At 48.6% G+C, this 25,295-nt stretch carries 25 protein-coding genes; 4 read left to right on the top strand and 21 right to left on the bottom strand.

Annotated features, from left to right (window positions below; translation table 11 throughout):
- Positions 1–46: 46 nt before the first annotated feature.
- Both NWF04_00585 and NWF04_00580 read left to right on the top strand, forming a co-directional pair.
- On the top strand, positions 47–2,917 hold the full coding sequence (locus NWF04_00585; protein MCW4005084.1) for a PQQ-binding-like beta-propeller repeat protein: 2,871 nt from the start codon (positions 47–49) through the stop codon (positions 2,915–2,917).
- 95 nt (positions 2,918–3,012) lie between these two features.
- The gene (locus NWF04_00580; protein ID MCW4005083.1) at positions 3,013–4,212 is read left to right on the top strand and encodes a glycosyltransferase family 4 protein; all 1,200 of its coding nucleotides are present in this window, start codon (positions 3,013–3,015) and stop codon (positions 4,210–4,212) included.
- Here NWF04_00580 and NWF04_00575 read toward each other — a convergent pair.
- Positions 4,209–5,657 carry a B12-binding domain-containing radical SAM protein gene (locus NWF04_00575; GenBank protein MCW4005082.1) on the bottom strand — a complete coding sequence of 483 codons (1,449 nt, stop codon included), beginning with the start codon at positions 5,655–5,657 and terminating at the stop codon, positions 4,209–4,211. The two genes, NWF04_00580 and NWF04_00575, sit on opposite strands and share 4 nt — an antisense overlap.
- A 273-nt stretch (positions 5,658–5,930) precedes the next feature.
- Between NWF04_00575 and NWF04_00570 the strand changes: the two genes are divergently transcribed.
- The gene (locus tag NWF04_00570) at positions 5,931–7,442 is read left to right on the top strand and encodes an amidohydrolase (GenBank protein MCW4005081.1); all 1,512 of its coding nucleotides are present in this window, start codon (positions 5,931–5,933) and stop codon (positions 7,440–7,442) included.
- Between the two features lie 77 nt (positions 7,443–7,519).
- Positions 7,520–8,497 carry a DUF523 and DUF1722 domain-containing protein gene (locus NWF04_00565; GenBank protein MCW4005080.1) on the top strand — a complete coding sequence of 326 codons (978 nt, stop codon included), beginning with the start codon at positions 7,520–7,522 and terminating at the stop codon, positions 8,495–8,497.
- Between the two features lie 7 nt (positions 8,498–8,504).
- On the opposite strand, the gene NWF04_00560 is transcribed toward NWF04_00565, so the two are convergent.
- From NWF04_00560 to NWF04_00465, 20 genes are all read right to left on the bottom strand, one after another.
- Positions 8,505–9,887, bottom strand: a complete 1,383-nt coding sequence (locus NWF04_00560) for a deoxyribodipyrimidine photo-lyase (protein ID MCW4005079.1) — start codon at positions 9,885–9,887, stop codon at positions 8,505–8,507.
- A gap of 16 nt (positions 9,888–9,903) precedes the next feature.
- A complete protein-coding gene (locus NWF04_00555; protein ID MCW4005078.1) occupies positions 9,904–10,380 on the bottom strand; it encodes a pyridoxamine 5'-phosphate oxidase family protein in 477 nt (158 codons plus the stop codon).
- A 208-nt stretch (positions 10,381–10,588) separates the two neighbouring features.
- Positions 10,589–11,494, bottom strand: a complete 906-nt coding sequence (ftsY, locus tag NWF04_00550) for a signal recognition particle-docking protein FtsY (GenBank protein ID MCW4005077.1) — start codon at positions 11,492–11,494, stop codon at positions 10,589–10,591.
- Between the two features lie 4 nt (positions 11,495–11,498).
- Positions 11,499–11,942 (bottom strand): prefoldin subunit alpha, encoded by a 444-nt coding sequence (gene pfdA / locus NWF04_00545; GenBank protein MCW4005076.1) that lies wholly within the window; start codon positions 11,940–11,942, stop codon positions 11,499–11,501.
- Positions 11,943–11,945: 3 nt separating this feature from the next.
- Positions 11,946–12,173 carry a 50S ribosomal protein L18Ae gene (gene rpl18a, locus NWF04_00540; protein MCW4005075.1) on the bottom strand — a complete coding sequence of 76 codons (228 nt, stop codon included), beginning with the start codon at positions 12,171–12,173 and terminating at the stop codon, positions 11,946–11,948.
- 3 nt (positions 12,174–12,176) lie between these two features.
- A complete protein-coding gene (locus NWF04_00535; protein MCW4005074.1) occupies positions 12,177–12,857 on the bottom strand; it encodes a translation initiation factor IF-6 in 681 nt (226 codons plus the stop codon).
- Positions 12,858–12,862: 5 nt separating this feature from the next.
- Entirely contained in the window at positions 12,863–13,360 is a 498-nt protein-coding gene (locus NWF04_00530; protein ID MCW4005073.1) for a 50S ribosomal protein L31e, read from the bottom strand.
- A 12-nt stretch (positions 13,361–13,372) separates the two neighbouring features.
- Positions 13,373–13,531, bottom strand: a complete 159-nt coding sequence (locus NWF04_00525; GenBank protein ID MCW4005072.1) for a 50S ribosomal protein L39e — start codon at positions 13,529–13,531, stop codon at positions 13,373–13,375.
- Between the two features lie 5 nt (positions 13,532–13,536).
- Positions 13,537–13,872 carry a DNA-binding protein gene (locus NWF04_00520; protein MCW4005071.1) on the bottom strand — a complete coding sequence of 112 codons (336 nt, stop codon included), beginning with the start codon at positions 13,870–13,872 and terminating at the stop codon, positions 13,537–13,539.
- Between the two features lie 2 nt (positions 13,873–13,874).
- A complete protein-coding gene (locus NWF04_00515) occupies positions 13,875–14,339 on the bottom strand; it encodes a 30S ribosomal protein S19e (GenBank protein ID MCW4005070.1) in 465 nt (154 codons plus the stop codon).
- Between the two features lie 175 nt (positions 14,340–14,514).
- On the bottom strand, positions 14,515–14,826 hold the full coding sequence (locus NWF04_00510; GenBank protein ID MCW4005069.1) for a YhbY family RNA-binding protein: 312 nt from the start codon (positions 14,824–14,826) through the stop codon (positions 14,515–14,517).
- Complete coding sequence (locus NWF04_00505; GenBank protein MCW4005068.1) at positions 14,819–15,145, bottom strand: hypothetical protein; 327 nt, start codon at positions 15,143–15,145, stop codon at positions 14,819–14,821. Before NWF04_00505 ends, NWF04_00510 begins: the two co-directional genes overlap by 8 nt.
- A gap of 175 nt (positions 15,146–15,320) precedes the next feature.
- The gene (locus NWF04_00500) at positions 15,321–19,424 is read right to left on the bottom strand and encodes a hypothetical protein (protein ID MCW4005067.1); all 4,104 of its coding nucleotides are present in this window, start codon (positions 19,422–19,424) and stop codon (positions 15,321–15,323) included.
- A 214-nt stretch (positions 19,425–19,638) separates the two neighbouring features.
- Entirely contained in the window at positions 19,639–20,037 is a 399-nt protein-coding gene (locus NWF04_00495; GenBank protein MCW4005066.1) for an NUDIX domain-containing protein, read from the bottom strand.
- Between the two features lie 81 nt (positions 20,038–20,118).
- Positions 20,119–21,006, bottom strand: coding sequence for a dTDP-4-dehydrorhamnose reductase (gene rfbD / locus NWF04_00490; GenBank protein MCW4005065.1), 888 nt, complete (start codon positions 21,004–21,006; stop codon positions 20,119–20,121).
- Positions 21,003–22,010 (bottom strand): dTDP-glucose 4,6-dehydratase, encoded by a 1,008-nt coding sequence (gene rfbB / locus NWF04_00485; GenBank protein MCW4005064.1) that lies wholly within the window; start codon positions 22,008–22,010, stop codon positions 21,003–21,005. The genes rfbD and rfbB overlap by 4 nt, the downstream gene beginning before the upstream one ends.
- Positions 22,011–22,017: 7 nt before the next feature.
- Positions 22,018–22,521 (bottom strand): dTDP-4-dehydrorhamnose 3,5-epimerase family protein, encoded by a 504-nt coding sequence (locus tag NWF04_00480; GenBank protein ID MCW4005063.1) that lies wholly within the window; start codon positions 22,519–22,521, stop codon positions 22,018–22,020.
- Between the two features lie 88 nt (positions 22,522–22,609).
- Positions 22,610–23,668 (bottom strand): glucose-1-phosphate thymidylyltransferase, encoded by a 1,059-nt coding sequence (locus NWF04_00475; protein ID MCW4005062.1) that lies wholly within the window; start codon positions 23,666–23,668, stop codon positions 22,610–22,612.
- Between the two features lie 170 nt (positions 23,669–23,838).
- The gene (locus NWF04_00470) at positions 23,839–24,384 is read right to left on the bottom strand and encodes a class I SAM-dependent methyltransferase (protein ID MCW4005061.1); all 546 of its coding nucleotides are present in this window, start codon (positions 24,382–24,384) and stop codon (positions 23,839–23,841) included.
- Between the two features lie 20 nt (positions 24,385–24,404).
- A complete protein-coding gene (locus NWF04_00465) occupies positions 24,405–25,268 on the bottom strand; it encodes an FkbM family methyltransferase (protein ID MCW4005060.1) in 864 nt (287 codons plus the stop codon).
- Positions 25,269–25,295 lie beyond the last annotated feature (27 nt).

Below are 25,295 nucleotides of genomic sequence, written 5' to 3'. Positions count from 1 at the left end.
CTGGGCAGACGGTTTATCTGCTTAAGGGGTTCTTCGAGGCGAAGAAATGAAAACTGCAAAGGCACTACGGGCAGCAGCCATATTGGCTCTTTTAGTGATTATCTCAGATGTAGCCTTGTTTTCAAATGTAGCGCAAGGCGCAAATTATGCATCAACAAACGCTGATGAGGGCTATGGCAACTTGCTGCAGTATGAGTGGCCCCAAATGGCAGGGGACTCAGCGTTTAGCCGTTACTCAACTGGACCCGCACCCGAAGCCCCCGACATCCTGTGGAAAACTAACATAACGGGCATCCAAAGCTACATCAGCGCGTTTAACGGCAAAATCTTTGTGTGCAGCCACACCACCGTCTACGCTCTGGACGGAGAAAAAGGCGACTTGGTTTGGAGTACTGATGTTCCTGCGCCTGGTCCGTGGCCTGCAGTTTACAAGATAGATGAGACGTACATGGTGGTTGGAAGCAGCTGCCTTGAAACTGAAACTGGCAATATTGTGTGGACAAGCAGTGATTTCTCGGCGACTTCTGCGCCCCTGTTCACCTCTAACGTGTACAGTCCCGAAGAGCAAATGTTCTACATCAAGGTTGACTCGTATATTCAAGGCTGGAACTTCTCTAACCCCACAAAGCCTCCGACTATGGAGTGGGCAACATATGTTTCGGGCAGCGGCAAAGACGGCTCAGGCATCCAGTACGGCGACGGAAAAGTCTTCCCAGGCTCCTTTGAAGCCCACCAAGTCGCATTAGACGCCAAAACAGGCGATGTCCTCTGGGACACTAACACCAAAGCCGCCATGCTCTTCTCAGGAGCCTACTACGAAGGCAAATTCTACCGCGGCGGCGCCCACGACAACAGCTTCTACGCTTTCAACGCAGAAAACGGCGACATAGAATGGACCTACAACCCAGAAACCGAAGAAGGCTACTTCTGCACAGGTGTAGCCGCAGCCTACGACATGGTCTACAGCCTAAACATGGACGGCAACCTATACGCACTCAACGCCGAAACAGGCGATTTAATCTGGAAATACACAGGACCAGGAGCCAACACGTTCCCAGGAAAACCCACCATAGCCGACGGCAAAGTCTACGCCACCACCAGCCAATCCATGACATATGGAGACAAAGTCGGCGCCTCAGAATTCGCGTGCTTAGACGCATACACAGGAGCAGTAATCTGGAAACTGCAAATCGAATCGTTTGCGCCCCGTGAATCCGTCGCCATCGCCTACGGCAACCTATACATCATCCCAAGCAACGTAACCACCGCTGTAGACACCATATCAGGGGCAGAGTATGACACAGTTGGTCAGGTTTGGGCTATGGGAACAAGGGATTGGAGTATGTGGCGTCATGATGCGGCTCACACGGGCGTTGGGCAGGCTGGTCCGACGGATTTGAATCTGCGGTGGAAGTACACCACGGAAGGCGCGGTTGTTTCGTCTCCGACTATTTCTGAGGAACGTGCCTATTTTGGTTCTCAAGACAAGAACATTTACTGTGTAGATGCGCGTACGGGGGTTTTGGTTTGGAAGTTTGCTACTCAAGAACGCGTTGCTTCAACGGTTGCTGTTGTCAACGGCAGGGTCTACACTGGCACGGATGACGGCTGGGTGTACTGCTTAAACGCAGATGATGGCGAGAAAATCTGGGAAACCTACGCGGGGGGAAATCAGCCAGCGAATTTTAATGCCGCAGTGATTTTGCGGTCTTCACCTGCTGTTGTCAACGGCAGGGTTTACGTGGGCGCTTTGGATAACAAGACTTACTGTTTGAACTCGTATAACGGCTCGGTAATTTGGACGTACCAAACCTTAGGGCACATAACGTCGTCGCCTGCAGTTTACGACGGCGCAGTCTACGTCATAGCACAAGAACCCTTCGCGGGCGCCCTCTACAAGCTAAACGCGCAAGACGGCGAAGTAATCTGGAAAAAATACATCCCCTATCAGCCCACGTTAGGAGGCGGCACGGACATGCATGCTTCGCCCACAGTTGCAGACGGCATAGTTTTTGCAGCATCCAACACCATGGAGTACTACGCAATAAACGCAACCACAGCAGAAACCATATGGACATTCCGCGACGAACAGGCAGGAGAATTCATAGTCTGCACCCCCATCTACGAGGACGGCAACGTGTACTTGGTGGACAAGTTCTCAATTGTCTGCGCCAACGCGACCTCAGGAGATATTATATGGAGCAAGTTTACAGGTGATGAATTGTATGTTTCGCCTTCGTTTGCGGACAACAAAATCTACGTTGTTACTGACCAGCGTTCTGTTTGGGTTCTTAACGCTACTGACGGCGAGAAAATGGGTTTCTTTGCCCCCGCATCGAATAGTTGGTCGGCTCCAAGCATCTACGAGGGCAGATTGTACGTGGGAAGTAACGACTGGAACGTTTACTGTCTTGCGGATTACCCCGCACTCAACAGCAGCATCACCCTAAACATGCATCAAGCCGAAGTAATAGTCAACCAAGAAATTACAGGTCAAGGACAACTTAGCCCAAACATAGTCAACGCGTCAATCACCGTGACGGCAGTTAAACCCGACGGTTCCCTGCAAACAGTGCAAGTGAAAACCTCAGCAGAAGGCATGTTCAACTTCACTCTTAGACCATCAATTACAGGCAACTGGATACTAGCCGCAGAATGGCCCACAGAAAACAGTTACTACGCATCCGCCGTAAGCCAAATGGTAAACATACAGGTAAACCCCGCCACAACCCCAGACACCACCCAAGAACCCCCACCCCAGACATCACCAACCCCCTCAGGCGCCACACCCATACCATTTGACAAGCTTACCTTCGCAGGGGTACCACTAATCTACATCTACCTCGCCGTCATTGTTCTGTTGGTTGCAGTAATTTTAATAGCAGGCTACATCTACGTGAAAAGCGGAAAAGAATAAAATTTTCAGAGTCCAAGGGCGTTGTGGGGTTCTAAGAAGAGTTTTATACAACCTGCAAAGACAAGTCCTTAGGAAAAGTGGAAGCCGATTTCTCCATGACAAAACTAAGCCTCGCCGTGTTTAATACTCAACCGCCTCATCTCTACCTTGGAGGAGTCGAACGCCGCATACTCGAAACCGCCAAACACCTCGCAGCATCAGAAGTAGACGTAAAAGTTTACAGCGCAACCAAAGCAGGCTTCCACCAAACCACAACTGTCGAAGGTGCAACCATCATCCCCTGCAACAGCACCGACAAAAACTTTCCCTTAGACAACTACACCTTTAACCGCACCCTTGCTAAGATGGCAAAGAGCATAGACGCGGATGTTTACGAAGTTCACGCAGTCAGCGGATACGGCTTCCAACGTGCCCTCAACAAGCGCGGTTTGCGCAAGGCGGTTGTGCATACGGTTCACGGGGTTTTGGCAGACGAGTACATCCAAGCTAAACGCAGAGGCAACATGTCTGCTCGGGGAAACGTCGCGAATTTTTTCATGCACCGTTTAGGACAAAACGAAAAAGAATCCGCCCAAAACGCCACCCTAATTGTCACCATAAGCAACTACTCCAAACAAAAAATCGTAGAACACTACGGCGTAAACCCAGAAAAGATTCGGCTTGTCCCCAACGGCGTAGACCCCAAACGATTCAACCCCAACGGCGCACTGTCTAAAACGCTGTGTAGCTACAAAACCAACAAAGGCAGACCCACCGTTTTGTTTGTTGGCAGGCTCATACCCCGCAAAGGCTTAACCTACCTAATTCAAGCCGCCCAGCAAATCGTCAAAGAACACAAAACGGTACTGTTCGCAATAGCAGGCGACGGACCACTCAAAAGCAGCCTAAACATGCAGGTACAAAAGCTTGGGTTAGAGGAAAACTTTGCTTTCTTGGGCGATGTTAGCGAGGAGGAGTTGGCGGGGGTTTATCGGGGGGCGGACGTGTTTGTTTTGCCTTCGATTCAGGAGGGGCAAGGTATTGCGTTGCTGGAGGCGCAAGCGTCGGGCAAGCCTGTGGTGGCGTTTAACGTGAGTGGCATAGCGGAGGCAGTACGCAATAACGAGACGGGACTGTTAGTTGAGGCGGCGGACAGCGAGGCATTGGCAGAGGCGGTTTCAAAGCTGCTTTCAGACACGGCGCTACGAGAAAAGATGGGGGCTATGGGGCGGCGGTTTGTAGAAAAAGAGTTGACATGGACTGTTTGCGCGCAAAAGATGCTACAGGTTTACCGTGAAGCTCAGGGCATGGTTTAGGTTTTTTCTGCTTCTGTTGGGGGGGTTTCTTGTTTGCGGATTTTTCTGCCTGCTCCTAGGAGCTTTGGGATTTTCATGCGCCATAGCAGGTGGTTAAACGCGGTTCTTGCCATGATTTTGCTGTAGAAGTCGCGTTTGGTTGCTTTGCTAAGGAAGTACGCTGGGGAGAGGAATCTGTCGTAGAAGGCGCCGCGCATTTCATCGATTTTTTCGGGGGTGATTAGTGGATTGTTGAAGACGGGGGATTGTTCGTCGAACTGGTTCCAGTCTGTGGAGACTTCCCAGCCCAAGTCATGGAGTATATCAAGCAGTTCCGTTCCAGGATAGGGTATGGCTTGGCAAACGTACACGAAGTCGGGTTTGGTTGCGTAGATGAAATCAAAGGTTTTCTGGAGCAACTCGGGAGTTTCGCCGGGGTACCCAACAACGACGCTAACAGCAACAGATATGCCCACGTCCTTGGTTAGTTTGATTGCCCACGCGTTCTTCTCAACGGTGGTGCCTTTTTTCATGGCGCTAAGCATTTTTTGGCTACCCGATTCTATGCCAAAATGGATGAGCTTGCAGTTGGCGTCACGCAGTTTAACGAGAATATCGCGGTTGATTTGGTCTACGCGGGTTCGGCAGTCCCAAGGCAAATCAAATCCGCGGGTTTTCATTTCGTCGCATATAGCGGTGGCGCGTTTTTTGTCTATGGTGAAGGTGTCGTCGTAGAAGGCGAAGACGTCGGCGTGGTGGGTGTCTCGGAGCCATTCGAGTTCGTCGACGACTTTTTGGGGGCTGCGGGTTCTAAAGGCGGTTCCGCACATTTTACTGGCTAGGCAAAACGTGCATTGGAAGGGGCATCCGCGGCTGGTTATAATCGGGAGGTAGTTGGTTCCTGCAATGCTGTAGCGCTCCAGCGGGAAGAACTTGTAGGCGGGATGCGGCAACTCATCGAGGTCTTGGATGAACGCGCGGTCACGGGTATGCTGGATTTGCCCGTTGCCTCTAAACGTTATCCCGTCAATCGCTGCCAAGCCACTTGCACCACCGTTGGATGCGAAAGCTGCTAAGTCCAGCATTGTTTTTTCGCCTTCCCCGCGGACAATGACATCAACGTCGGGGGCTTCGTTTAGGGTTTGCTCGGGCAGAGCAGTAACGTGAGGTCCACCCAGAACGGTTAAGGCGTTGGGCAGAACTTTCTTGGCAGTTTGTGCAACATGTACGGCGGGCCAGTAGGTAAGGGTGGAGGTGGTTACGCCTACGATGTCGGCGTTGCTTTGTGCAAGCTGGGTTTCAAGCTGCTGCTGCGAAGGCGGGTTAACTTGGCAATCCAAAACCGTAACGTCATAACGGCTCTCTTCTAACACCGCAACCAAATAACCCAAACCCAACGGAAGAAAAAGCGACTGCGGCGCCCCACTCGGGTAAGGAGGATTAACAAGGGTTACACGAGCTTTCACAACTGTTCCCCAACAAAGCTTAATTAGACGTTTTTGATGTTTGACCGCGCTATTATGTGTTGTGCAAATCAACCAGCAACAAAAACCAGCCAGAAAAACCGCAACGGCACTGTTTTTGGGCTTGGGGGCGGGCATGTTACAGGGGGTTGAGCAGAATCTTTTTTAGAGAAGCCTTAGTAGCCCTTTTTATCAAACTCTGAATGTACACACAGAAGATGAGGGTGTTCTTGAACGTCGGCTGATTTGGCTCTTTTAGACGGGAAAATCTTGACTATGAGCAAAGGTAAGCCTTGCGTGGAGGCGGTTGCAGTCAAAGGCGGCAGAGTAATCAAGGTTGGCAGCACCGACGAAATCAGCTTGCTTATCGGCAAGGACACCGAAATTCTCTATTTAGATTGGCGCACCGTCATGCCCGGCTTCATCGATACACATATTCATTTGGCGGATTTTGGCAGGTTCCTGATGTGGATAGACCTAGCCGCGGTTGGGTCAATTAGTCGTATGCAGGTGCTTTTGAGCCAAAGAGTAGAGAAGACTTCGGCGGATAAGTGGATAGTTGGCAGAGGCTGGAGTGAGAACCGTTTCATCGAAAAACGCCTACCCACACGCTCTGACCTAGACAAAGTCGCCCCCGACCACCCCGTACTGTTCTATCACCAAGCAGGACCCGTCGCGCTGGTAAACAGCAAAGCCCTACAACTTGCAGGCATAACCAAGGATACCGAAGCCCCCTTGGGAGGCGTCATAGACAAAGACGAGGCAGGCGAACCCACAGGGGTCATACGGGGAAGCGCGATGGACATTGTTTGGAAGCTTGTTCCCGAAACAGGCATCGACGAGCTTGTGGATTCTGCTGCGATGGCTTGTGAGAAAATCATGCAGTCAGGCATAACCAGCATTCACTGGCTTGCTGAATCCTCCGCGGACGTAGCAATCTTCAAAAAACTCGTGGAAACAGGCAAGCTGCCGCTACGGGTTTACATGGTAATTCCCGCGAGCCTGCTGGGGGATGCCGCTTTGATAGAGGGGCTGCAAAAAGGGGAATCGCGAATCGGCGCAGTCGAAGTAGCAGCTGATGGGTATTTGGCGTCTAAGACGGCAGCGTTGGTTAAGCCGTACTGTGGAGACGATAACAACAAGGGCAAGATGCTGCTTAGGCAAAATGAGTTAAACACGGCTTCAGAGAACATAGTGAAGCGGGGTTTTCAGTTGGTTTTGCATGCGATGGGCGACAAAGCCGTGGGTAAAGCGTTGACTGCTATTGAAACCGTAGCATCTGTGGAGAAGAGTCGAAGCCGTATAGACCCCGCCGCGCTTCTTAACAAGGCTTTGATTGAGCGCCTCAAAAAACAGCGGGTGGTTGTTTCGGTTCAGCCGTTGGTGGCGGCTTCAGAATTCTCGGTGTATGATGCGTTGGAGCATCTGGGCGAGGATAGGGCGCGTTGGTTGTACCCGCTTAAGACCTTGTTTAACGAGGGCATACGGGTATGCGGCGGCAGCGACTGCCCCATGGAGCCCCTAAACCCTCTGCTCAGCATCCAATCCGCAGCCACACGACGCTTCTTCCCAGAAGAACAGCTAACAGTGCATGAAGCGCTGTGCATGTACACCGTAAACGCAGCCTACGCCTCCGCAGAAGAAAAAGACAAAGGCTCCATAGAAGAAGGCAAATACGCCGACTTCACCGTTCTCTCCAAAAACCCAGAAGAAACCCCCATTAGCAAACTCCACGAAATCACCGTAGAAATGACCATCATAGGCGGAAAAATCACGTACACCAGCTAACCCCCACAATATAGGCAAATTATTTTTGTTTGATGCCCCAAGTAATAGTTGTGGTTTCAAGTTTAGAGGCGGTTATTGTGGAGTTTGCACGACCTGTTGTGGTGGTTAGTAAGTGTATAGAATTTGAGCGGGTGCGCTGGAACTCAGAGATGATAGCAAGCGACCTCGTCAAAAAACTCAAAGACTACGTCGAGTTTATTCCTGTCTGCCCCGAAGTAGGAATCGGCTTAAGCGTGCCGCGAGAGCCCCTGCGCATAGTCAAGAAAGATTCAGAGCCGCGTTTGCTACAGCCCGCAACGGGACGAGATTTCACAGGGGCGATAAAACAGTTTTCTGCAGAGTTTTTGGATTCGTTGCCTGAAGTGGACGGTTTCATTTTGAAGAGCCGTTCGCCAAGCAGCGCCATGAAAGACGCCAAAATCTACCCCAGCACCGAAAAAACCGCTGCCATCGGAAGAGGACCAGGCTTTTTTGGGGGCGCCGTGTTGGAGCGGTTTGGGCATTTGGCGGTGGAGGATGAGAGCCGCTTGCTGAACGAGCGTATTAAATGGCATTTTTTGACTAAGTTGTATACGTTGGCGGATTTTAGGGCAGTTAAGGCGTCGGGTTTGGTGAAGAACTTGGTGGATTTTCAAGCAAAAAACAAGCTGCTGTTTACGGCGTACAGCCAAAAAGAACTCCACGAAATGGGCAGAATCGTGGCAAACCAGAAAGGCAAAAGCTTCCAAGAAACCACAGCGCAGTACCAACAGCACCTGTATCGAGCCCTGCAAAAACCGCCCCAAAGAGGAGCCAACGAAAACGTCCTAACAAAAGCCGCAGGATACTTTACCAGCAAACTGGGTAAAGAAGAAAAAGCGTTCTTTTTGGATTTGACCCACAAGTACAAAGAGGGCAAGCTTGAGTTAAGCACGCCCCTGCAGGTGCTGCGTTCGTGGATAATCAGATTCAAAGAAGACTACTTGATGGCACAGACGTTTTTTGAACCCTACCCCCAACAACTAACCGAACCCCAAACAACCCAGCAAGACATAGAAAAAGACTACTGGAAATAGCGGGTGGTTAGACGGCCACGGGGGAACGGTTGAGGTTTTGGATGGTTTGGGCGTATTTGTCGGCGTCGAATTTTCGGCGTAGGCCGTTGGCGTTCATGTAGCGGACTTTGCCAAATATTGCTCGTTCGCGCCAGGGGCGGTCGTGTTTGCCAAAGCACCATGCGACACCCGTGTAGCCGTTTGGGTCTCTGCCGTCTAGTTCGTACTTGTTGTTTAGGTACAACGCCGCTTTGAAGGCTTCTTGAGGGGTTTGTGTCCACTCCAAAATTTTTTTGCCCCAGTACATGCGCATGTACCCGTGCATTTTTCCTGTTATGCGCATTTGGTTCTGGGCGGCGTTCCAGTAGGGGTCGTGGGTTTTGGCGTTTTCAAGTTCTTCAAGGCTGTAGATGTACTCGCGTGGGTCATCTTTGTGGGCGTCCAGGGTGCTTTTAGCCCAGTTAGGCAGTCCCTCGAGCGAGTCATAGTTGGGGTTGTAGTGGATGTAGTTGATTGCTAATTCGCGGCGAACAATCAACTCTTCAAGATACGCGGATTTGGAGCCTTCAGGCGCATCAGACTCCAGAACCCTCACTGCGACGTGCAAAGGAGAAACCTGACCAAAATGCAGGTAAGGACTCAAATTGGAAACACCATCGATAGTGGGGTTGTTTCGTGCTTCAGGGTAACTGGGCAGTTTGTAGTTAACGAAAAATTCTAAATGTTTGAGCGCCTCGCTTGTGCCGCCTGAAAAGTATGCGGTTTTGCCCACGGATGCATCTACGTTCAAATCAGCCAAGACGCCGCTGGCATCACTTAGGTCCAAAGAAGAAAAATACAGTCTCAAAGAGCTAAGCTGGGGTTTCACCGTGGGGGTTATGTTTAGGAAGCTTTCTTGTTTTGCTTCGTTTTTGGGTCTAAGGGTTGCGGCGGCGTATTCTTCTTTTGGTGAGGCTTCTTCTACGGGGACGACGATGTTGTCTTCGATTTGAATTAAAGGGCAGTTTAGGTGTTGTGCGGCGTGGCTGTACCAGTGTTTGAGCAGTTTAAGGTAGCCTTTGTCTACTACGACCATACAGGCATCCGTTGCAAGCTCAACCACACCCAGTTCAGGAGAGGAATCTTTGACGACGAGGCGGATTTGCATTTGGTTTAAGCGGGATTGCACTTCGTACAGCCCTTCGAACATGAAACTGTAATGCCGCAAATTAGCGTCAGGAAAATCTGGTTTTACCCCAAAAAATACGACGAGAGGTTTGTTTAGGTGATTTGCCTGTTCTATGGCGTAGTTTAGGGCCATGTTGTATTCAGTTCGCTGTGAAGACTGCATCCAATACAGAACATACTTGCGGTTTTTTACGTCAAAGTCGTTTAACCGTTTCACCCGCTCGGGAGCTACCTTCAAACTCATTTTTAGACACCTCAACTTAAGACGACTTAAGTCCTCTTACTCCATACAAGTTCACCAATTTAACGATGACCAAGGATTCCACGGTTTTTAGGGTAGACCATCCAGTTTGGGGCGCAAAACCATGCGCTAAAAGAAAATTCTGCGAGATGTTGCGGTTTTGGGCGGTTTCCACCATTTTAGAGGCGGCTTTGGCTTTTTCGTCTGGGTCAGTGACTATTTGCAGGTTGCCGGTTAAAGCCACAAAACCGTACGTGCTCAGGTCAGGGGCATATTTTTCAACTTCTACGCATACTGGAACATCTAAGTCCAGCAGCTGCCGTTTTTTCCCGTAATCAGTAAAATGAAAATACAACGTCCCATCAACCACAGCGTACTGGAAAGGCGCAACATGAGGAGCCTGACGGGTAGAAAAAGCAATACGACCCAAAAACTGCTCAGCCAACAACTGGTCAATCTCGGATTTGGACATCTTCGGTAACTTTGCAGATACCAAACAGCCACACCCAAAACAAGTATCATATAAGAAGTATATGTAATTAACGAATATACCAGAAGCTGACATCGGCACGTTTGAACCTGCAGGTTCTATACCCCGCCCCTTTCTGCATAGAATCACTATTTGGATCCAAATAGGCGGCTAATAGGTTGGTTTCACGCTGATTGAAAGGCAATACCAGAAAAGGAAAGGTGGACGGCGGGGGTTATTTGAGTATCATGTTGACGAATTTTTCGGGGTTGAAGAGTTCGAGGTCTTTGTATTCTTGGCCTACGCCGATGAATAGTATGGGTTTTTGGGTGATGTAGGTTACGCTTAGCGCTGCGCCGCCTTTGACGTCTGCGTCGACTTTGGTTAGGACGGTGGCGTCTATGCCTACGTGGCTGTTGAATTCTTCGGCTTGCTGTACTGCATCGTTGCCCGCGAGCGAATCCACCGTTAATATGGTTAGGTGGGGGGTTACGACGCGTTTGACTTTGGCGAGTTCGTTCATGAGGTTCTGGTTGGTTTGCATGCGCCCGGCGGTGTCGATGAGAACTACGTTTATGCCGTGGGCTTTGGCGTGGCTTATTGCGTCAAAGGCTACTGCAGCAGGGTCTGCGCCGTACTGGTGTTTGATTACCCTTAGGTTCAAGCGCCGTGCGTGTTCTTCAAGCTGCTCAATTGAGCCCGCGCGGTAAGTGTCACTGCCCGACAAAACCACGGAGTACTTGTGGTTCTTGAAGAAATTAGCGACTTTGGCAATGCTTGTGGTTTTTCCTGTGCCGTTAATGCCTACGAAAAGCAGCACCAGAGGCTCTTTTTCTTTACGTTTCTCTTCTGCCAACGCAAGCAAATCGATGCTTTTGTCGGTTAACATAACATCCAAAAGGGATTGGCGCAGGTTGTCTTGCACGAGTTTTTTGCGGTCATCTAAACGTTTGACCTGCACGCCCGTGAGGCGTTTCTCAAGGTCTAGGCAGACTTTGTCGGCTACGGGAAAAGCAACGTCGTTTTCGGCAAGCGACATGGTAAAATCTGAGAGAATTGGGGTGAGGTTTTCAGGTTTAAGCTCGCTGGTTGTGACTTTGGTTACTAAGCCTTTGAACCCAGACTTGAGCTTATCAAACATAGCGTTACTGCTTCCCTGCGCGTAAGTCGGCAAGGAGGCTTTCCATTTTCGTCCTGCCTTGGTTAATGCGTTCAACCATCTGTGTTAGCTGCTGCTGCATCTGGTTCTGGGCGTTTTCCAGTTCGGTTAGGCGGTCTTTAACTATGGTTTTTGCTTCAGGCAAGGTTTTTTCCACACTTACGCCAGAGCCCATGCCTACGATGACTTTGTCGGCGTTGGCTAGTTTGACGTTGATGTAGCTGCTACCGCCAATGGGAACAAGCAGTTCCGCGTTTTCTTTTTCTTTCTCTATGCTCTCCAACGTTGTGTTGGCGTAGGATAAGTCGGTTAATGCGGCATTCATCATGGTGAGTCGTTGCTGCATGGCTTGTGCAGTCTGCTCGTAATACTGCATTTCCGCGTTTAATCGGCGAAGTTCCTGTTCAGTGTTGTTGACTGCAGTCGCCAATTCTTAAGCCTCAGCAACTATTTTTTGTAGAATTGGGTTTTCGATTTCGTCGACGGAGATTTCTTTAACTTCGGTTATGGACATGTGATAGCGTTTTACGCGGTGTTTGCTGCCGATTTCAGTGTACACTTTCTCTACGGCTTGCTCTTTCTTGTCCGCTATCACTTCTTTCCTAAAGTCAGTATTCAAGTTCGGCTTGAATATCTCGCCTGTTACTCTGAAGACCTTCATTATCTATTCATCTTCCTGCACAACATCCAGTGCATTCCCAATTATAAACATCTCGGGTCCAGTTGTCAAAGAACCAGCAACAGCCCCATGAGAATTCGCAATCAACCCCGTTCCCACGTAAGGAATACCGCAGTTAATTGTGCCCACATCCACGGGCACCTTGAAAACGGATTCAAGCACTTTGCGCTCTTCGTCTTTGAGCAAAGGATGCGCAAGCACGCCCTTGTTGGTTGCAACCGCCAAAGAACCCACATAAGGCAAACCCGCAATCTCGCCCGTAACAACCTCCACGCCCAGCGTGTCAGCGATGGCTTTGATTTGGGGGTCTTTTAACCGTGGGTCAACTAAGGCGCCTTTGTCGTTGGCTAAAACAAGGTTACCGTAAGCGGTTTTTTTGGTTTCCATAATTGTTATGGTGCCTTCAAAAGCGGTTTTTATGGCGTCTAGTTCTTCTTGTCTGACAAAGGGGGAAAGAAGGAGTCCATTTGAGTTTGCGCAGGCTAAAGTTCCAGCGAGCAACGAGCCGCCAATGGAGGTGTGAACAAGCTGTGCGTTGAGCCATTGGGCGGTTTTTTCGGCTTTGTCTATCGGCACCATTTTGGGTATGAAGACAACGGTTTCTGTTGCCAACGAGTAGACGCCAATGCTAGTGCTGCCGGCAACGCTGGTTAAATAAACAGCCAAGGAGTTTAGTCGCCTTCAGCCAAGTGTACTGTAACGTTACCCTCGCTGTCTTTTGTAGCACGCACACGGATTTTACGGGGAGGCTTCTCTATTCCTCTGCCCCAGATGCATTCGTTGACTTCGTTGGTGACGACAAGTTTGGGGACTTCGTCGCCTTCTTCTTCAGGGCGGGTTTGCATCTTCATGTGTTTTACTACAAAAGCTTTGAGAATACGCATAGCTCTAGGAGAACGTTTACGCGGAGGCATAAGCAGGGCTTTGCTTAGGGGGATAGTGTAGGTTTTTTCTTCAACGATGTCTTCGTCTTCGCCTTTTTTCTTTTTGGGTTTGGCTGCTGCAGGTTCGGGTTTAACGGGAGTTCCAGGTTTGGTTTCTTCTTCAGCGTCGATTTCTTGCTCGAGGGTGTCCATCAGGTTTTCTTCAGGTCCAGATTCCTCTGGGGCTTGCGCTGTTTCTTCTTCTTTAGGAGGCAGTTGCTCTTGTTCTTGAATTTGGTTTTTCATGCCATTGTTCTCCTATGCCTTAATTGTGCTTGTACGCCAGTTTCTGCGGCGTTTAGGGTTAGTTCTAACTCTGCCGTCTGTCCGCGCAATTACCCATGTGGGAACGGATTCAGTCTGCTTGTTAGCCTTTGCTAACCTTCGTTTCTTGGCTGCTGGTTTAATTCGCGCCATATACTTCAAATCCTTGTTATTCTTGTTTCCCGCTTCCGAGATTGAAGCTGGATTAATATCTGTTTCAGCTGAGCATCAGACATCGGAACAGGAACTTTGCCCATCTGAGCCAACTGTATCAGCTGTAACTCTAAATTGTCTGTGAATTCAGGCTTAACCATCTTTAGGTTAGTTAAACGTTGCCTAGCCTCTGGGGATAGGATCTGTTTTAGTAGAGCTTGCTTTTGTGCTTCGATTTGCTGTTCAGCTTGCATTTGCTGTTTTTGCTCGTCAGAAGCCGCCCGTTGCTGCATAGCCGAGAGCTTTCTCCGACGGATGGCATCAAGCTCTTCATCAGACATTCTTATTCCCCTTGATACTTCTTAAGTTCAGGAATAGTCTTGACTAATTCTCTGTGCAAATCAGAGCTTACTTCTTGGAGGAGTTTCCTGCCCTTAGGAGACATAACTCTACCTTTAGCGCGGACAGTCTGGATAAGACCTGCAGTTTCTAGTTGCTGAAGGATTTTACGCAGGTTACTTCCGCCCGCTTTAGATGCATGATTCAAAGCTACTGAGAAACCTTTTCGTCCGCCATAGTCAGAACGCAGTTTCTCTATGCCGACGGGTCCGTGAACATAGACTTTACGTAGCAAAGACGCACTGCGGGTGTACCACCAGTCAGGGTCTTGGGGCTGTTTTTCTACATGGGAACCTGTTTTGGCGACTGCAGCCCATGCGGGAGGCTGAACTTCCTCTACATTCTCGCGTATATATTTCGCCAGTTTCTCGATGAACATTGATGAGGGTATATCGTAAGGAGTTGTCAAAGATTTCCCGATTCCTTTTCGACTTTCCTTGCAGTAAAACCATGACGCCTAATATAAATATTCTCTGTAGACAAAAATTTTCCTTTTACCCAAACCGCCCCTTTGCAAACTGCTCAAACCAGTTTGAGAGGAGTTTTGGTTTTCGTGGCGGCGGCGCAACAAAGGGGATGAAGGGTTAGGGTTTTGGGGTGTCTTGTTCGGGTTCGGGTTTTCGGCGTTTCCTAAACAGTATGAAGACGTGTCCGCGGACTTCAACTAATGCGGAGTCGGTTTGCGTTGCGGCTTGTTCGGCTATGGCTTTGGCAGTGGTGTCTTCCAAGGCGGTTTTTAGAATTCGAGCTTTGACCATCTTGTTTTTCTGCAGCTGCTTTTCTAGTTGAACCATAACTGCAGAAGTTAAGCCTTCCTTACCAACCCAAATGGTAGGTCCTTCCTCTTTGAGTTCATGCCTAACATGACGCTTCATCTTTGTAGTTATCTTACTCATCTTTGTTCTCACTTCTTTTTGGTTTCAGGGGAAACCGTTTCAAGCCGCCACACCCCAAACAGGTAACAACGACGTGGGGTTCCCTTCGCGGTTTTATTCGCACACGGCAACTATAGCCCGGAACCAGCAGCAGGTTGCATTTCTTGCAGATCATACGCTTATAGTCGGGGGGTAAACGAAGCCGCGCAGCCATGGCAACTTTGCGGGCACCAGAGACATAACGGCGGGCAAGTTCAGGATTCTCCTTATGAACAGTCACTGCCTGCTCAAGCAACACCTGCACTCGGCGCCTAGCTATATACTTTGTATTAGGACCCATGGATATTTCTCTTTTGTGAGCCTTTACCGCGAAGTAAATAATACGTCAAAGATCAAGTTATAATGTTTGCGCCTCAAAAAAGGCGTTCAAAAGAAAACATCAGGTTCAGCAAGCAAACAAAAACAAAGCAAGCAAGAAAGGTTTCTGACAAAAGAAAAGAAGAAAGAAAAAAGGGTTATTGTTGGGTTTTTTGCAGTCGGGGTTTTTTGTAGAGAGCAAAAGCTGCGAAGCACGCTATCAACGCAAGCAAGCCACCCAAGAAGTATTCAGGAACAACCAGCAACCCCGTTGGAGCGGTAATTGCCTCGCTTGCTAGATACCAGCTCATTTCGTCACCAAGGAATACTGCTTTTAATGCATAATAGCCGTGGGGCATTGCAGGGTCAGGTGTCCAAGTGTAGAAGTAGTTGCCGTTGTTGTCGGTTGCGGCGTTGCCTATGTAGTTCCAGTTGTCGTAACTGTCTTGCCAGTAAAGCAGGATTACTTGGTCTTCAATGGGTGTGCCTTCACTTGTCAAAGTGCCGCTTATATCCGTGGAGTCATACAGTGCAGGGTCTACTTCGCTAGGTACAAAGTTTATGCTTAACTCAGTAGAGTCAGCAGGATAGAGTCCGACGTGCAAGTCAGTTACTGGCGGGGGCACAGTTACGGAGTAGCTGGTTTCAGGGAAGTAATCTGGGGCTTCAACGTGCACGCGGTAAGTGCCTGGGAAAGTGTCCCATTGGTATTGTCCGTCGGGGCCAGTTATTTGGGGGTTCACGTCAGGAATCATGATGGCTGCGCCTGTTGGGACGTTTTCCCAGCCGCCCAAGCCGTCGGGTCGTTGTAGCCAAACAGTTGCGCCTTCGATGCGTTCGAGGGTGTCGTAGTCGTAGATGTATCCTGCGGGGTCAACGTACAAGCCAAAGCTTTCGGCGAGTGTCACATCTGAGTACGCGATGAAGGTTACGTTTGCATGTCCGTAGCGTGGAGCCAAAGTTGTCGTGTGAGTCCAGTATGGACCACCAGTCATGTTAGCGACGATATCAGGTCCGCCATCGTTTAACTGTATTAGGATTTCAACGTACGAAGCACCAAAGTGCTCGTACTCGAAAGTTACTTCGTCGCTACAGTAAACTGCAGGGTCACCGCTGGAAACACCAGACATGGGATAAACGTTAGCGCCTATGGGCAAAGTTGAATCTACAATTTGGGTGTCTACATAGTATTCGTTGTCGTTGTAGCGTATCTCTCCTGTAGAGCCTTCTATCCATGAAGCAGTCCAAATCCATTCGCCTGCAGCCATTGTATCTGGCACCTCCACTGTGAAAGTGTACATGCCGCTATCGGACACTCCTAAAGTTCCTAGGTCCCATAAGAGTACGCCCCAGTCAGATTCATAGGCGTAGTCGCCTGAGGCTGAAACGAGGTTAGCTCCATCTGGGAGGCTTGCCATTAACTCTACGCCGTGGACTGGTTTAGTTCCGGTGTTACTGTAGTATATAGTGTAGGTGACGTTGGTGCCTGCAAAAGCTGCTGAAGGCCCGCTCATGGCAGATTCCAAGTTGGATCCTGTGGTGGGGAACTTGAAGAGCACTGCTAAGCCGTCTTCGAGTATGTCTTCCTCAAAAGAGTACTGCAAACCTTCGTTTCCGTAAAAGCCTTCAATGCCAACTGTTGCAGAGGCGCCATTGTTCAATTCTGGAACGCCAAAGTCAATGTCTTTGTACTGGAACAGAATATCGTTTGTGCCCTCGTATAGTATAGCTTCAAAAGTTACACCTGAACCATCACTGTCATAGTGGGGTACGTCGCACCATTCTACCACAAACATCCTGTTTGGGTACAGTCCTAGAGTCTGGTAGTAGACTGCGCCAGATGAAGCTGAAGGGTTAAGGTCATCCCAGTAAGGAGCAATGAACCCGTCTATGTCGGGTGTTTGAGTTATCGGCATGTTAGTGCATTCGTCAGTTTCACAACCAAAGGACAGCATACCATTTGAGGTAATTTCAACGCTCCAAACGTAGCCCTCGTCAAAGAAGCTAAAGTCAAAATCAAAGCTGACGTGCTCGTGGGCATCATCTGCATTCGCCAAGATTTCTGTGCCGCTTTGTGAAATTTCAATCCATTGGTACACCGGACCGTCGGGGGATTTACTGTCAACCATGGTGTAGCCAAAGTTGGAGACATGCTTTCCAAGAGCATATTTTAGGTTGCCGTTTTCTGCGTCATAGTAGCTTATGTGGGAACTGCCTTCGAAGGACACAGCTATAGATGAGAAGTAACCTACGTCATCTTCAGAGTCAGCCACTTCAATAATCCAGTCAAAACCATCATAAGCGGCGTATTTGAGGTCACCACTGGTTTGGTCACAGTAGCTTATACGTGGAAAACCGTTTAGGTCTAATTCTATGGAGTTAAAGGTGTCAAAGTCGCCAAAGTCCACGATTTCGTTGAACCAGTCTAAACCTTCGGCGTAGGCACAGTTTAGAGTGTTACTGGTTTGGTCGTAGTAGCTGATGTAGGGGCAGCCAGAATCATCTACAATTATGGATGACCAGTGACCGATGCTGTTGGCGGTAGATAAACAATCATAGTTCCAGCTTGAGCCGTCCGATGCAGCGTAACAGACTTCGCCAACGCCACTGTTGAGGTGCAGGAAGCTTATGTAGGGGTTGCCGTCTGGGTCTAAAGCTATAGAAGTGCATGGTTCTACTCCGTCAACTACTTCTTCAACAGCCCAAGAGGAGCCATTCCATAAAGCATATTTTACGGCAGAGTTTGTTTGGTCGTAGTAGCTGATGTGTATGTCATCAGTATCAGGGTCAATGACAATTGAAGTGTACAAACCAACGTCACCAGGGGAGTCTACAGTTTCGGCGAACCATTCGTAGTAGTCGTAATCAAACCAAGCATGCTTTAGGTCACCGCCTGTTTCGTTATAGTAGGCTATGTGTGGGCAATCGGAGGAGTCGATGGCTATAGAGGAGTACATACCTACGCCGTCAGAGTCTACAGTTTCGTATTCCCATCTAGGAGCCGCCATAAGAGGAGTGGCAGATGTTTCCATAGGAAGAGGAGAAAAGTAGTCCGTCCAGCCTAAGGCGTATTGGAGGGAACGACTTGAGTTGTCGTAATAGCTTATGTGTGGGAAACCGTAAGAGTCAACGGCTATTGAAGTGTACAAGCCAGTGTATGCGCTGTCAACTGTTGTATACGTCCAGGTGCCACTGTTTAAAGAGGCAACAACCAACTCGTGCTTATCTGCCGAGCCGTAACTGATTACGGGGGGTCCGTCGGAAGCAAGGTCTATGGAGGTGAATCCGTAAATGCCAGTAGCAAGCAACGTCTCTATAGTCCAGCCGACACCAGGGGAGAAAAAGGCGTACTTTAGCAGGTTATCCCAAGTATCGAAGTATAATATATGAATTGTACCGTCAGCGTCAACAGCCATGCAGGAAAACTGACCTGCATGGTCTGAGTCAACTGTGACAGAGTCCCAGCCTTCACCGTCAAAATAAGCGTACTTTAAATAACCATTGGTTTCGTCGTAGTAGCTTATTTGAGGATAATAGTACTCTCCGCCAAAAGCAAGAGAGGTATGGGTACCAACGTTTCCTTCATCGTCAATTATGCGGTTATGCCATAGTCCGTCGCTTTCTTTCCAGGCATATTTCAAATTGTCGCCAGACTGGCTGTAGTAGCTTATGCAGGGATACCCCTCAAAATTTAAAGCTATGGAACAATAAGCGCCCACTGCGTGACCAGAGCCATCATCTACGACAGTATCAGTCCAGTTGGAACCATCGTAGAACGCGTACTTTAAATCACCATTATGATAGTCATAATAGCTTACGTGTAGGGTATCATTGGAGTCTATAGCGATGGAAGGGTACCAGCCGACACCACCTGAATCTATATGCTCAATAAACCAAGTCGAACCATTGAGCCACGCGTGCCGCAGACCAAAACCTACGCCGTAATAGACTATGTGGGGAACATCATTGCTGTCTATGGCAATAGCGTTGTATTGGCCAGAACCATAAACGTCATCTACGACGTCAACGTTCCAGACAGAACCGTTCCAGTATGCGTATTTTAGAATGCCGTTGCTGGCGTCATTGTAAGCTATGTGTATGTTATCGTTGGAGTCCAAGGCAATGCTTGTGTCCTCAATGTATAACGCGCCGACATCAACAGTTTCAGTGCTCCAGACAACCGTATCTGGCGTAGGGGCAGCCATTGCATTAACGCTTAGGGGAACAGCTAAAACCGAAGCAACAAGTAATAAAGATAACAAGGTTACAAAACTACGAGTAAATAAGTTCTTGCGAAACTTCAACCTACACTTCTCCTTTCCTAAACCAAGAGAGACCAACAGAAAATTTAAATCTTGTCTAATATGCACAAAAACGAAATCAGAATAGAAACTCAAACATTAAAACCCGAACATTAACAAAAAATAGTCACAACATGGGCAATTAACACTTGTTGTAGTCAGCCGCGTTTGTGTTTTACCGTTTTAGGTATTTGGTGTAGTCGCAGACAGCGTCTGGGGGAATCTGGCTAAACCAGCCGTAGTCCAAGTTCTCTGAGTTAAGCTTGATTTCACCTCGGGCGGAAGTTACTTCCATGATAGCAATTATTTTTGTGCGGTCATGCGTGTTTTCTATTCTCCCGCCAATTATGTCGCCTACCTGCACGTCCAAGTTGGTTTCCTCCTTGAATTCACGTTTTAGGGCTTCCTTTAGGGTTTCATCTTCTTCAACGTGTCCGCCAATTGTGTGCCAGTAACCCTTGAAAGGCTCCACATTACGTTTAAAAAGCAAAATCTTACTGTCCTTCACATAAACGCCATCCACGCAAACACAAAACTGCCTTTCCACCACACAAACACCCTTAACCAAACTCAAAACCACACCAAAATTAAAATCCTACGCTAAACCGCCCCAAACCACATAAAACCAGAGCAGAAACAGCGGATGAAACGGCTGTCAGTTGGGGGTTAATTGTGTTTTGAGCAGTTCTATGGCGGAGGAAATTTCAAGGGGCTTGTTTTTGAGTGTTTGCTGCGCTTTTGTAGTGTTAAGAGAGGAATCTCGGGGGCGTTTGGCAGGTTGAGAAAACTTTGCAGAAACAGTGGGCGTAATCAAGTTTTCGTCTAAACCAAAAACCTGCGCAAGGAGCTTGGCGTAGTCGTATCGGCTTATTCGCGTGGCTCCTGAGAGATGGTAAACTCCGTTTAGGCGTTTTTCTGCGGCTTCAAGGGTCATCTGGGCAAGGCTGCTGTTAAGCGTAGGGGAGTTCCATTGGTCGGTTACGATTTTAACTTGTTCACCGTGTTTGAGCTTGTCGATTAGCCATAGGGCAAAATTTACTTTGCCAGAAGCAGGTGTGGCTCCGAAGATAACGCTTGGGCGAGCAATGCAGCAGTCTTCAACAAGGCGCTTCACGTGTTCTTCGGCTTTTAGTTTAGTGTAGCCGTAATAGCTAAGGGGCGAGGGCAAATCCTCTTCAACGTAGCAGCCTTTTTCGCCGTCAAAAACGTAATCCGTAGAAACATACAACAGAAAAGCGCCTGCGTCTTGTGCAGCTTTTGCTATATTAAGGGTGCCTTCGACGTTGATTTTCCACGCGAGCTCGCGGTTTAACTCGCACGTGTCCACGTTGGTTAGGGTTGCGGCGTGAACAACAACTTGGGGTTCAGCGGTTTTTAATGCTGCGTCAACGGATTCTTTGTCGGTGACATCCAAAGTAAGTGGTGTCCCCTCAGAAACTGGGTGCTCTTTGTAGCCTGCAAAAACTGTGTGGTTGTGTTCAACGGCAACTTGGACAAGCTTAGAGCCATACAAGCCGCTGGCGCCAGTAACCAAAAGCCTCATCGGGTGCCACCCATCTTCCAAGGAGTGGCGTTTAAAACAGCGTCGGTAGCAAAAGGCATCCACCAACGCTCATTTTCCAAGTACCAGTTCACCGTAGCTTTTAGGGCTTCATCAAAAGAAGACCTTGGCGTCCAACCCAGCTCAGCCTGAATCTTGGAGGAATCCAAACTATAACGAGCATCATGACCCGGACGGTCTTCAACAAAAGTTATCAAACTCTCAGGTTTGTTGAGCAACTCAAGAATCTTTTTAACTATCTCGATGTTTGGAACTTCGTTGCCAGCAGAAACATTGTACACTTCACCAGCCACACCTTTCTCCAAAACCATCTCCACAGCAGCACAGTGGTCTAAAACGTAAATCCAGTCCCGAACATTGGTACCTTGCCCGTAAACTGGAATCGGCAAATCTTTTATGGCACGGATTATGGTTTTGGGAATTAGTTTTTCAGGCAGCTGATAGGAGCCAAAGTTGTTGGTGCACCGCGTTATTGAAACGTTTACTCCAAAAGTGCGGTGGTAGGAAAGTGCGAACATGTCGGCGGAGGCTTTGGAGGCGGAGTAGGGGTTGCCGGGTTTGGGGGAGTCTTTTTCGGTGAAGGAGCCTGTGAGGGCTTCTCCGTAGACTTCGTCGGTGGAGACTTGAACTAGGCGGGCTTTGGGGTTGTGCTTGCGTATGCCTTCTAGTACGGTGTAGGTTCCGATGGTGTTGTTTTGCAAAAACGTGTAGGGGTCGGCTATGCTGCGGTCAACGTGGGTTTCGGCGGCTATGTTTACGACGGCGTCGACGTGTGAGAGGGCTTTGTGGATTAGCTGTGGATTGCAGATGTCGCCGCGTATGAAACGGTAATTTGGTTTGTTTTCTATGTCGCGCAGGCTGGAGGGGTTAGCGCCTATGCCCATTTTGTCAACGTTTATCAGTTCCCAGTCAGGGTGTTTTTCGTTTAGGTAGCGGCAAAAGTTGCTTCCGATGAAGCCTAATCCGCCAGTTATAAGGACTCTCATGGTTGCATCACTTGTGTGGGGGACAGTTCCAGTCCCAAGGTTTGCCTACGCGGGCATCGCCAGTCTTGCCGTTAACAGAACGCGGAATCAAAGTTGAATCACTCCAAGAACGCCGTTCCTCATCAGGGTCTGCAACGTCATACAAGTTAGTTGTGAAATACAAAAGCATCGCAGGCGCATCACCTACAGCTTTAAAGCCATGCCAGTAATGCCCAGGCATACGAACCACCTGCAAATTTGCGCCCGTCGAAACTATCTCGTCAAGCTCTCCTGTTTCTTCGTCGTAGCCGCATATTTTTATGGCGCCTTTTACGGCAACAAAGTAATCGGTTTGTCCACGCAGGTGCCGATGCCAAGCGCGTATTATTCCAGGATAAGTAATTGATAGGTTAGCTTGTGCAGCTACGTCGCTTCCAAAAAGTTCAGACCAGTCTTTGCGGAAGACTTCGGTGAAGAAACCTCTTTCATCTGCAAAGCGTCTCAGGGGCTTAACAACTATGCCAGGCAACATCTCGTTTTACCACTACTCCCACGATGATACTACTGCGCAAGATTATTTAACGATTATCTGCCTTGGCGCTTCAGGGCTAAAATTTGGGTTAGACTTCAACTTCTGAGAAGTCGCCCACATGAAGCTTGATGGTGCTGCATTTTTTGCTTTTTGTTACTTTGGCTGCTCTTCCAACGAGGCTTTCCTCTAAGCGTTCAACGTTGGTGATTGTTACGTTCTCCAAAATCACGCAGTACTCCAAATGAGAATTGCAGATTTGAGAGTTCTCGCCAACGCTTGTGTAAGGACCAATAAAAGAATCCGTTATCCGCACGTTCTTGCCTACAACACAAGGTCCCCTAATAGTGCTGTTGACAACTTTGGCGGTTGAATCAAGCCTGACACGCCCTTCGATAGTGCTGTTTTCAACGGCGCCTTTAACATCCAACTGCACGTAAGCATCCAAAATCTTGGCGTTCGCAGAAAGAATATCATCCTTCTTACCCGTATCCAGCCACCACGAATCCAAAATCTCCGCCTTAACCCTAAAACCCAAATCCACCATCTTTTGGATGGCATCAGTTATTTCAAGCTCGCCACGCCACGAAGGCTTAATCTGCGCGATAGCCTGATGCACTTTGTTAGAAAACAGGTAAGTCCCAATTATGGCAAGGTTGCCCATGGGTGTTTTGGGTTTTTCCACAAGCTTGACGACGTTGCCTTGATTGTCTAGCTGGGCAATACCAAAGCGTGAGGGGTCATCAACGGTTTTGAGGATGATTAAGGCGTCAAGGTTTTCGTCTTCAAATTTGCGGACAAAATCTTTAATGCCCTGTCCAGTGACGTTGTCGCCTAGGCACATAACAAATGGGTCGCTGCCCAGAAAAGGTTGAGCTGTTTTTACTGCATGCGCCAAACCTAGCGGTTCCTGGGGAATATACGCAATATTAAAACCCCACTCGGACCCCTCCTCAACATAAGCCTGCACATAACAACCCGTTTCAGGCGCAGTTACAATACCCACGTCAGTTATCGGGGTTTCTTTTACTTGGTCAAGTACATAACCTAAAATCGGTTTGTTAGCTACGGGTATAAGCTGTTTGGCACAGGTGAAAGTTAAAGGACGAAGTCGGGTACCTTTTCCACCGCTAAGCACAAGCGCTTTCATACAGACACCACACGCACTCAAAGTAAGCGACGTTAACTTTAAAAGCTAACGCCTAACACGGCAAAACAAACAAAACAAACAAGAGTCAACGCCGACGTTTTTCCAGTATAAAAAACCGAATGTAAGGCTTCTCAAACACCCGATAAGTCTTTTTTATCACAAACCCGCATTCAAGCAAGGCACGGTTTATTTGTTTTAGGATAGCCTTTTTTGCCGATTTCCCAGAAATGGTATCCATCAAAAACGTGTTCTGGCGTAAACAGTGTTGGCAATGAGACAAGAACGGGAGGCAGGGAAACGGGTGAGGTTAATGCTACTCCGAAGTATCTGGAGGCGTCGGGCAAGCTTAGAATCAGTTTTGAGCGGCACACGCGATGTAACTGGGCAAGGGCGGTTTTGAAGCAGTCAAAAGGCAGATGCTCCAAGACTTGACAGCAAATACCCACATCAAAAGAATCCTCAGCAAAAGGCAAAGTAAGAACCGACCCCGCAACGCCTGGACGCAAATCACGCAGCAAATCAAGAGTAGTAACAGCATACCCTAACCGTTTCATGTAGGAGCAAACAAAACGGGTGCCAACCCCAACCTCCAAAATTGAAGAAGGGTCAAGCTGTATAGCCTCGTTTACCTGATGCCAATAAGTGACAAATCTTTGCTTTGAATCATAACCCTTCAAACGGGGCGCGTACACATCAGAACCAGTTTTTACCTGCATTTTCAAACCTTCACAAAGAATTAGGAGCCAAAGAAGATGCAATAGTTTCCTCGTTTGCTTGGAATGAAAGAGGTAGGCACTTTCTTTTTGTAGTGCAACTGGTTTTCGTCGCCGTTGATGTACACTATTTCCTGCGCTCGCGCACGTATGAAATCCCAAGTTTCTTGCCTGTCTGATTCTGAGAGCAAATGCCCATGGAACTCCAAAAGACACCATGGAGAATACTTGTCAATGGTCTTGGCAGCGCCTTCGAAAACGCGGTTTTCTGCACCTTCAACATCAATTTTAAGTCCATCTAGCACGATTTGGCGTTTCTCGCAGAACTCGTCTAACGTGGTGCATTTGCAGGGAACTTCAAGGCAGTAATCAGCTTGTTTGGCTTTAGGATCCACAAGTGTGTCAGGCTGCAACGTTGTAGCTAGGTCGCTGTTGGAAGAGGGCGCATACAGGGTCAAATCCCCCGTGAAGTTTGAAACTGCCATGTTCTGGAGGCAAACGTTGCTGATTTTGTTTGTGATTAACCCGGATTGAAGCATAGAGAAAGAGTGGGGCATGGGTTCGAAAGAGTAGACTGCGCCGCGTTTGCCAGTGAGGTGCGAGAAAAGGAAGGTGAGCGGTCCCATCCATGCTCCGACTTCCATGATTGTTTGCTGCGGCGTTACTAGTTCGTTGATGAAACGCATCAGGTTCAGTTCCCATTTGCTTTGCTCCAAGTTTTTCCAGAAACTAACAGGCACATCCTCAAGCCTTATTTCCAGAGAATTCAAAGGGTACTTAACGCGCACATGTGTAGGCAAACCCACATAGCGCAACACTTCATGGGTAGCAACGCTAAACCCAAAATTTTTTCTAAGCTCATTTAACGTTTGAAGCTTTGTAGCCATTTCATTTTTCTCCTATTTCAAAATGTT

This window comes from Candidatus Bathyarchaeota archaeon (genome assembly GCA_026014465.1).
GTDB lineage: Archaea > Thermoproteota > Bathyarchaeia > Bathyarchaeales > Bathycorpusculaceae > JADGNF01.
Note: the sequence above shows the minus strand (reverse complement) of the source record. Positions and strands in the feature narration are given on the sequence as shown.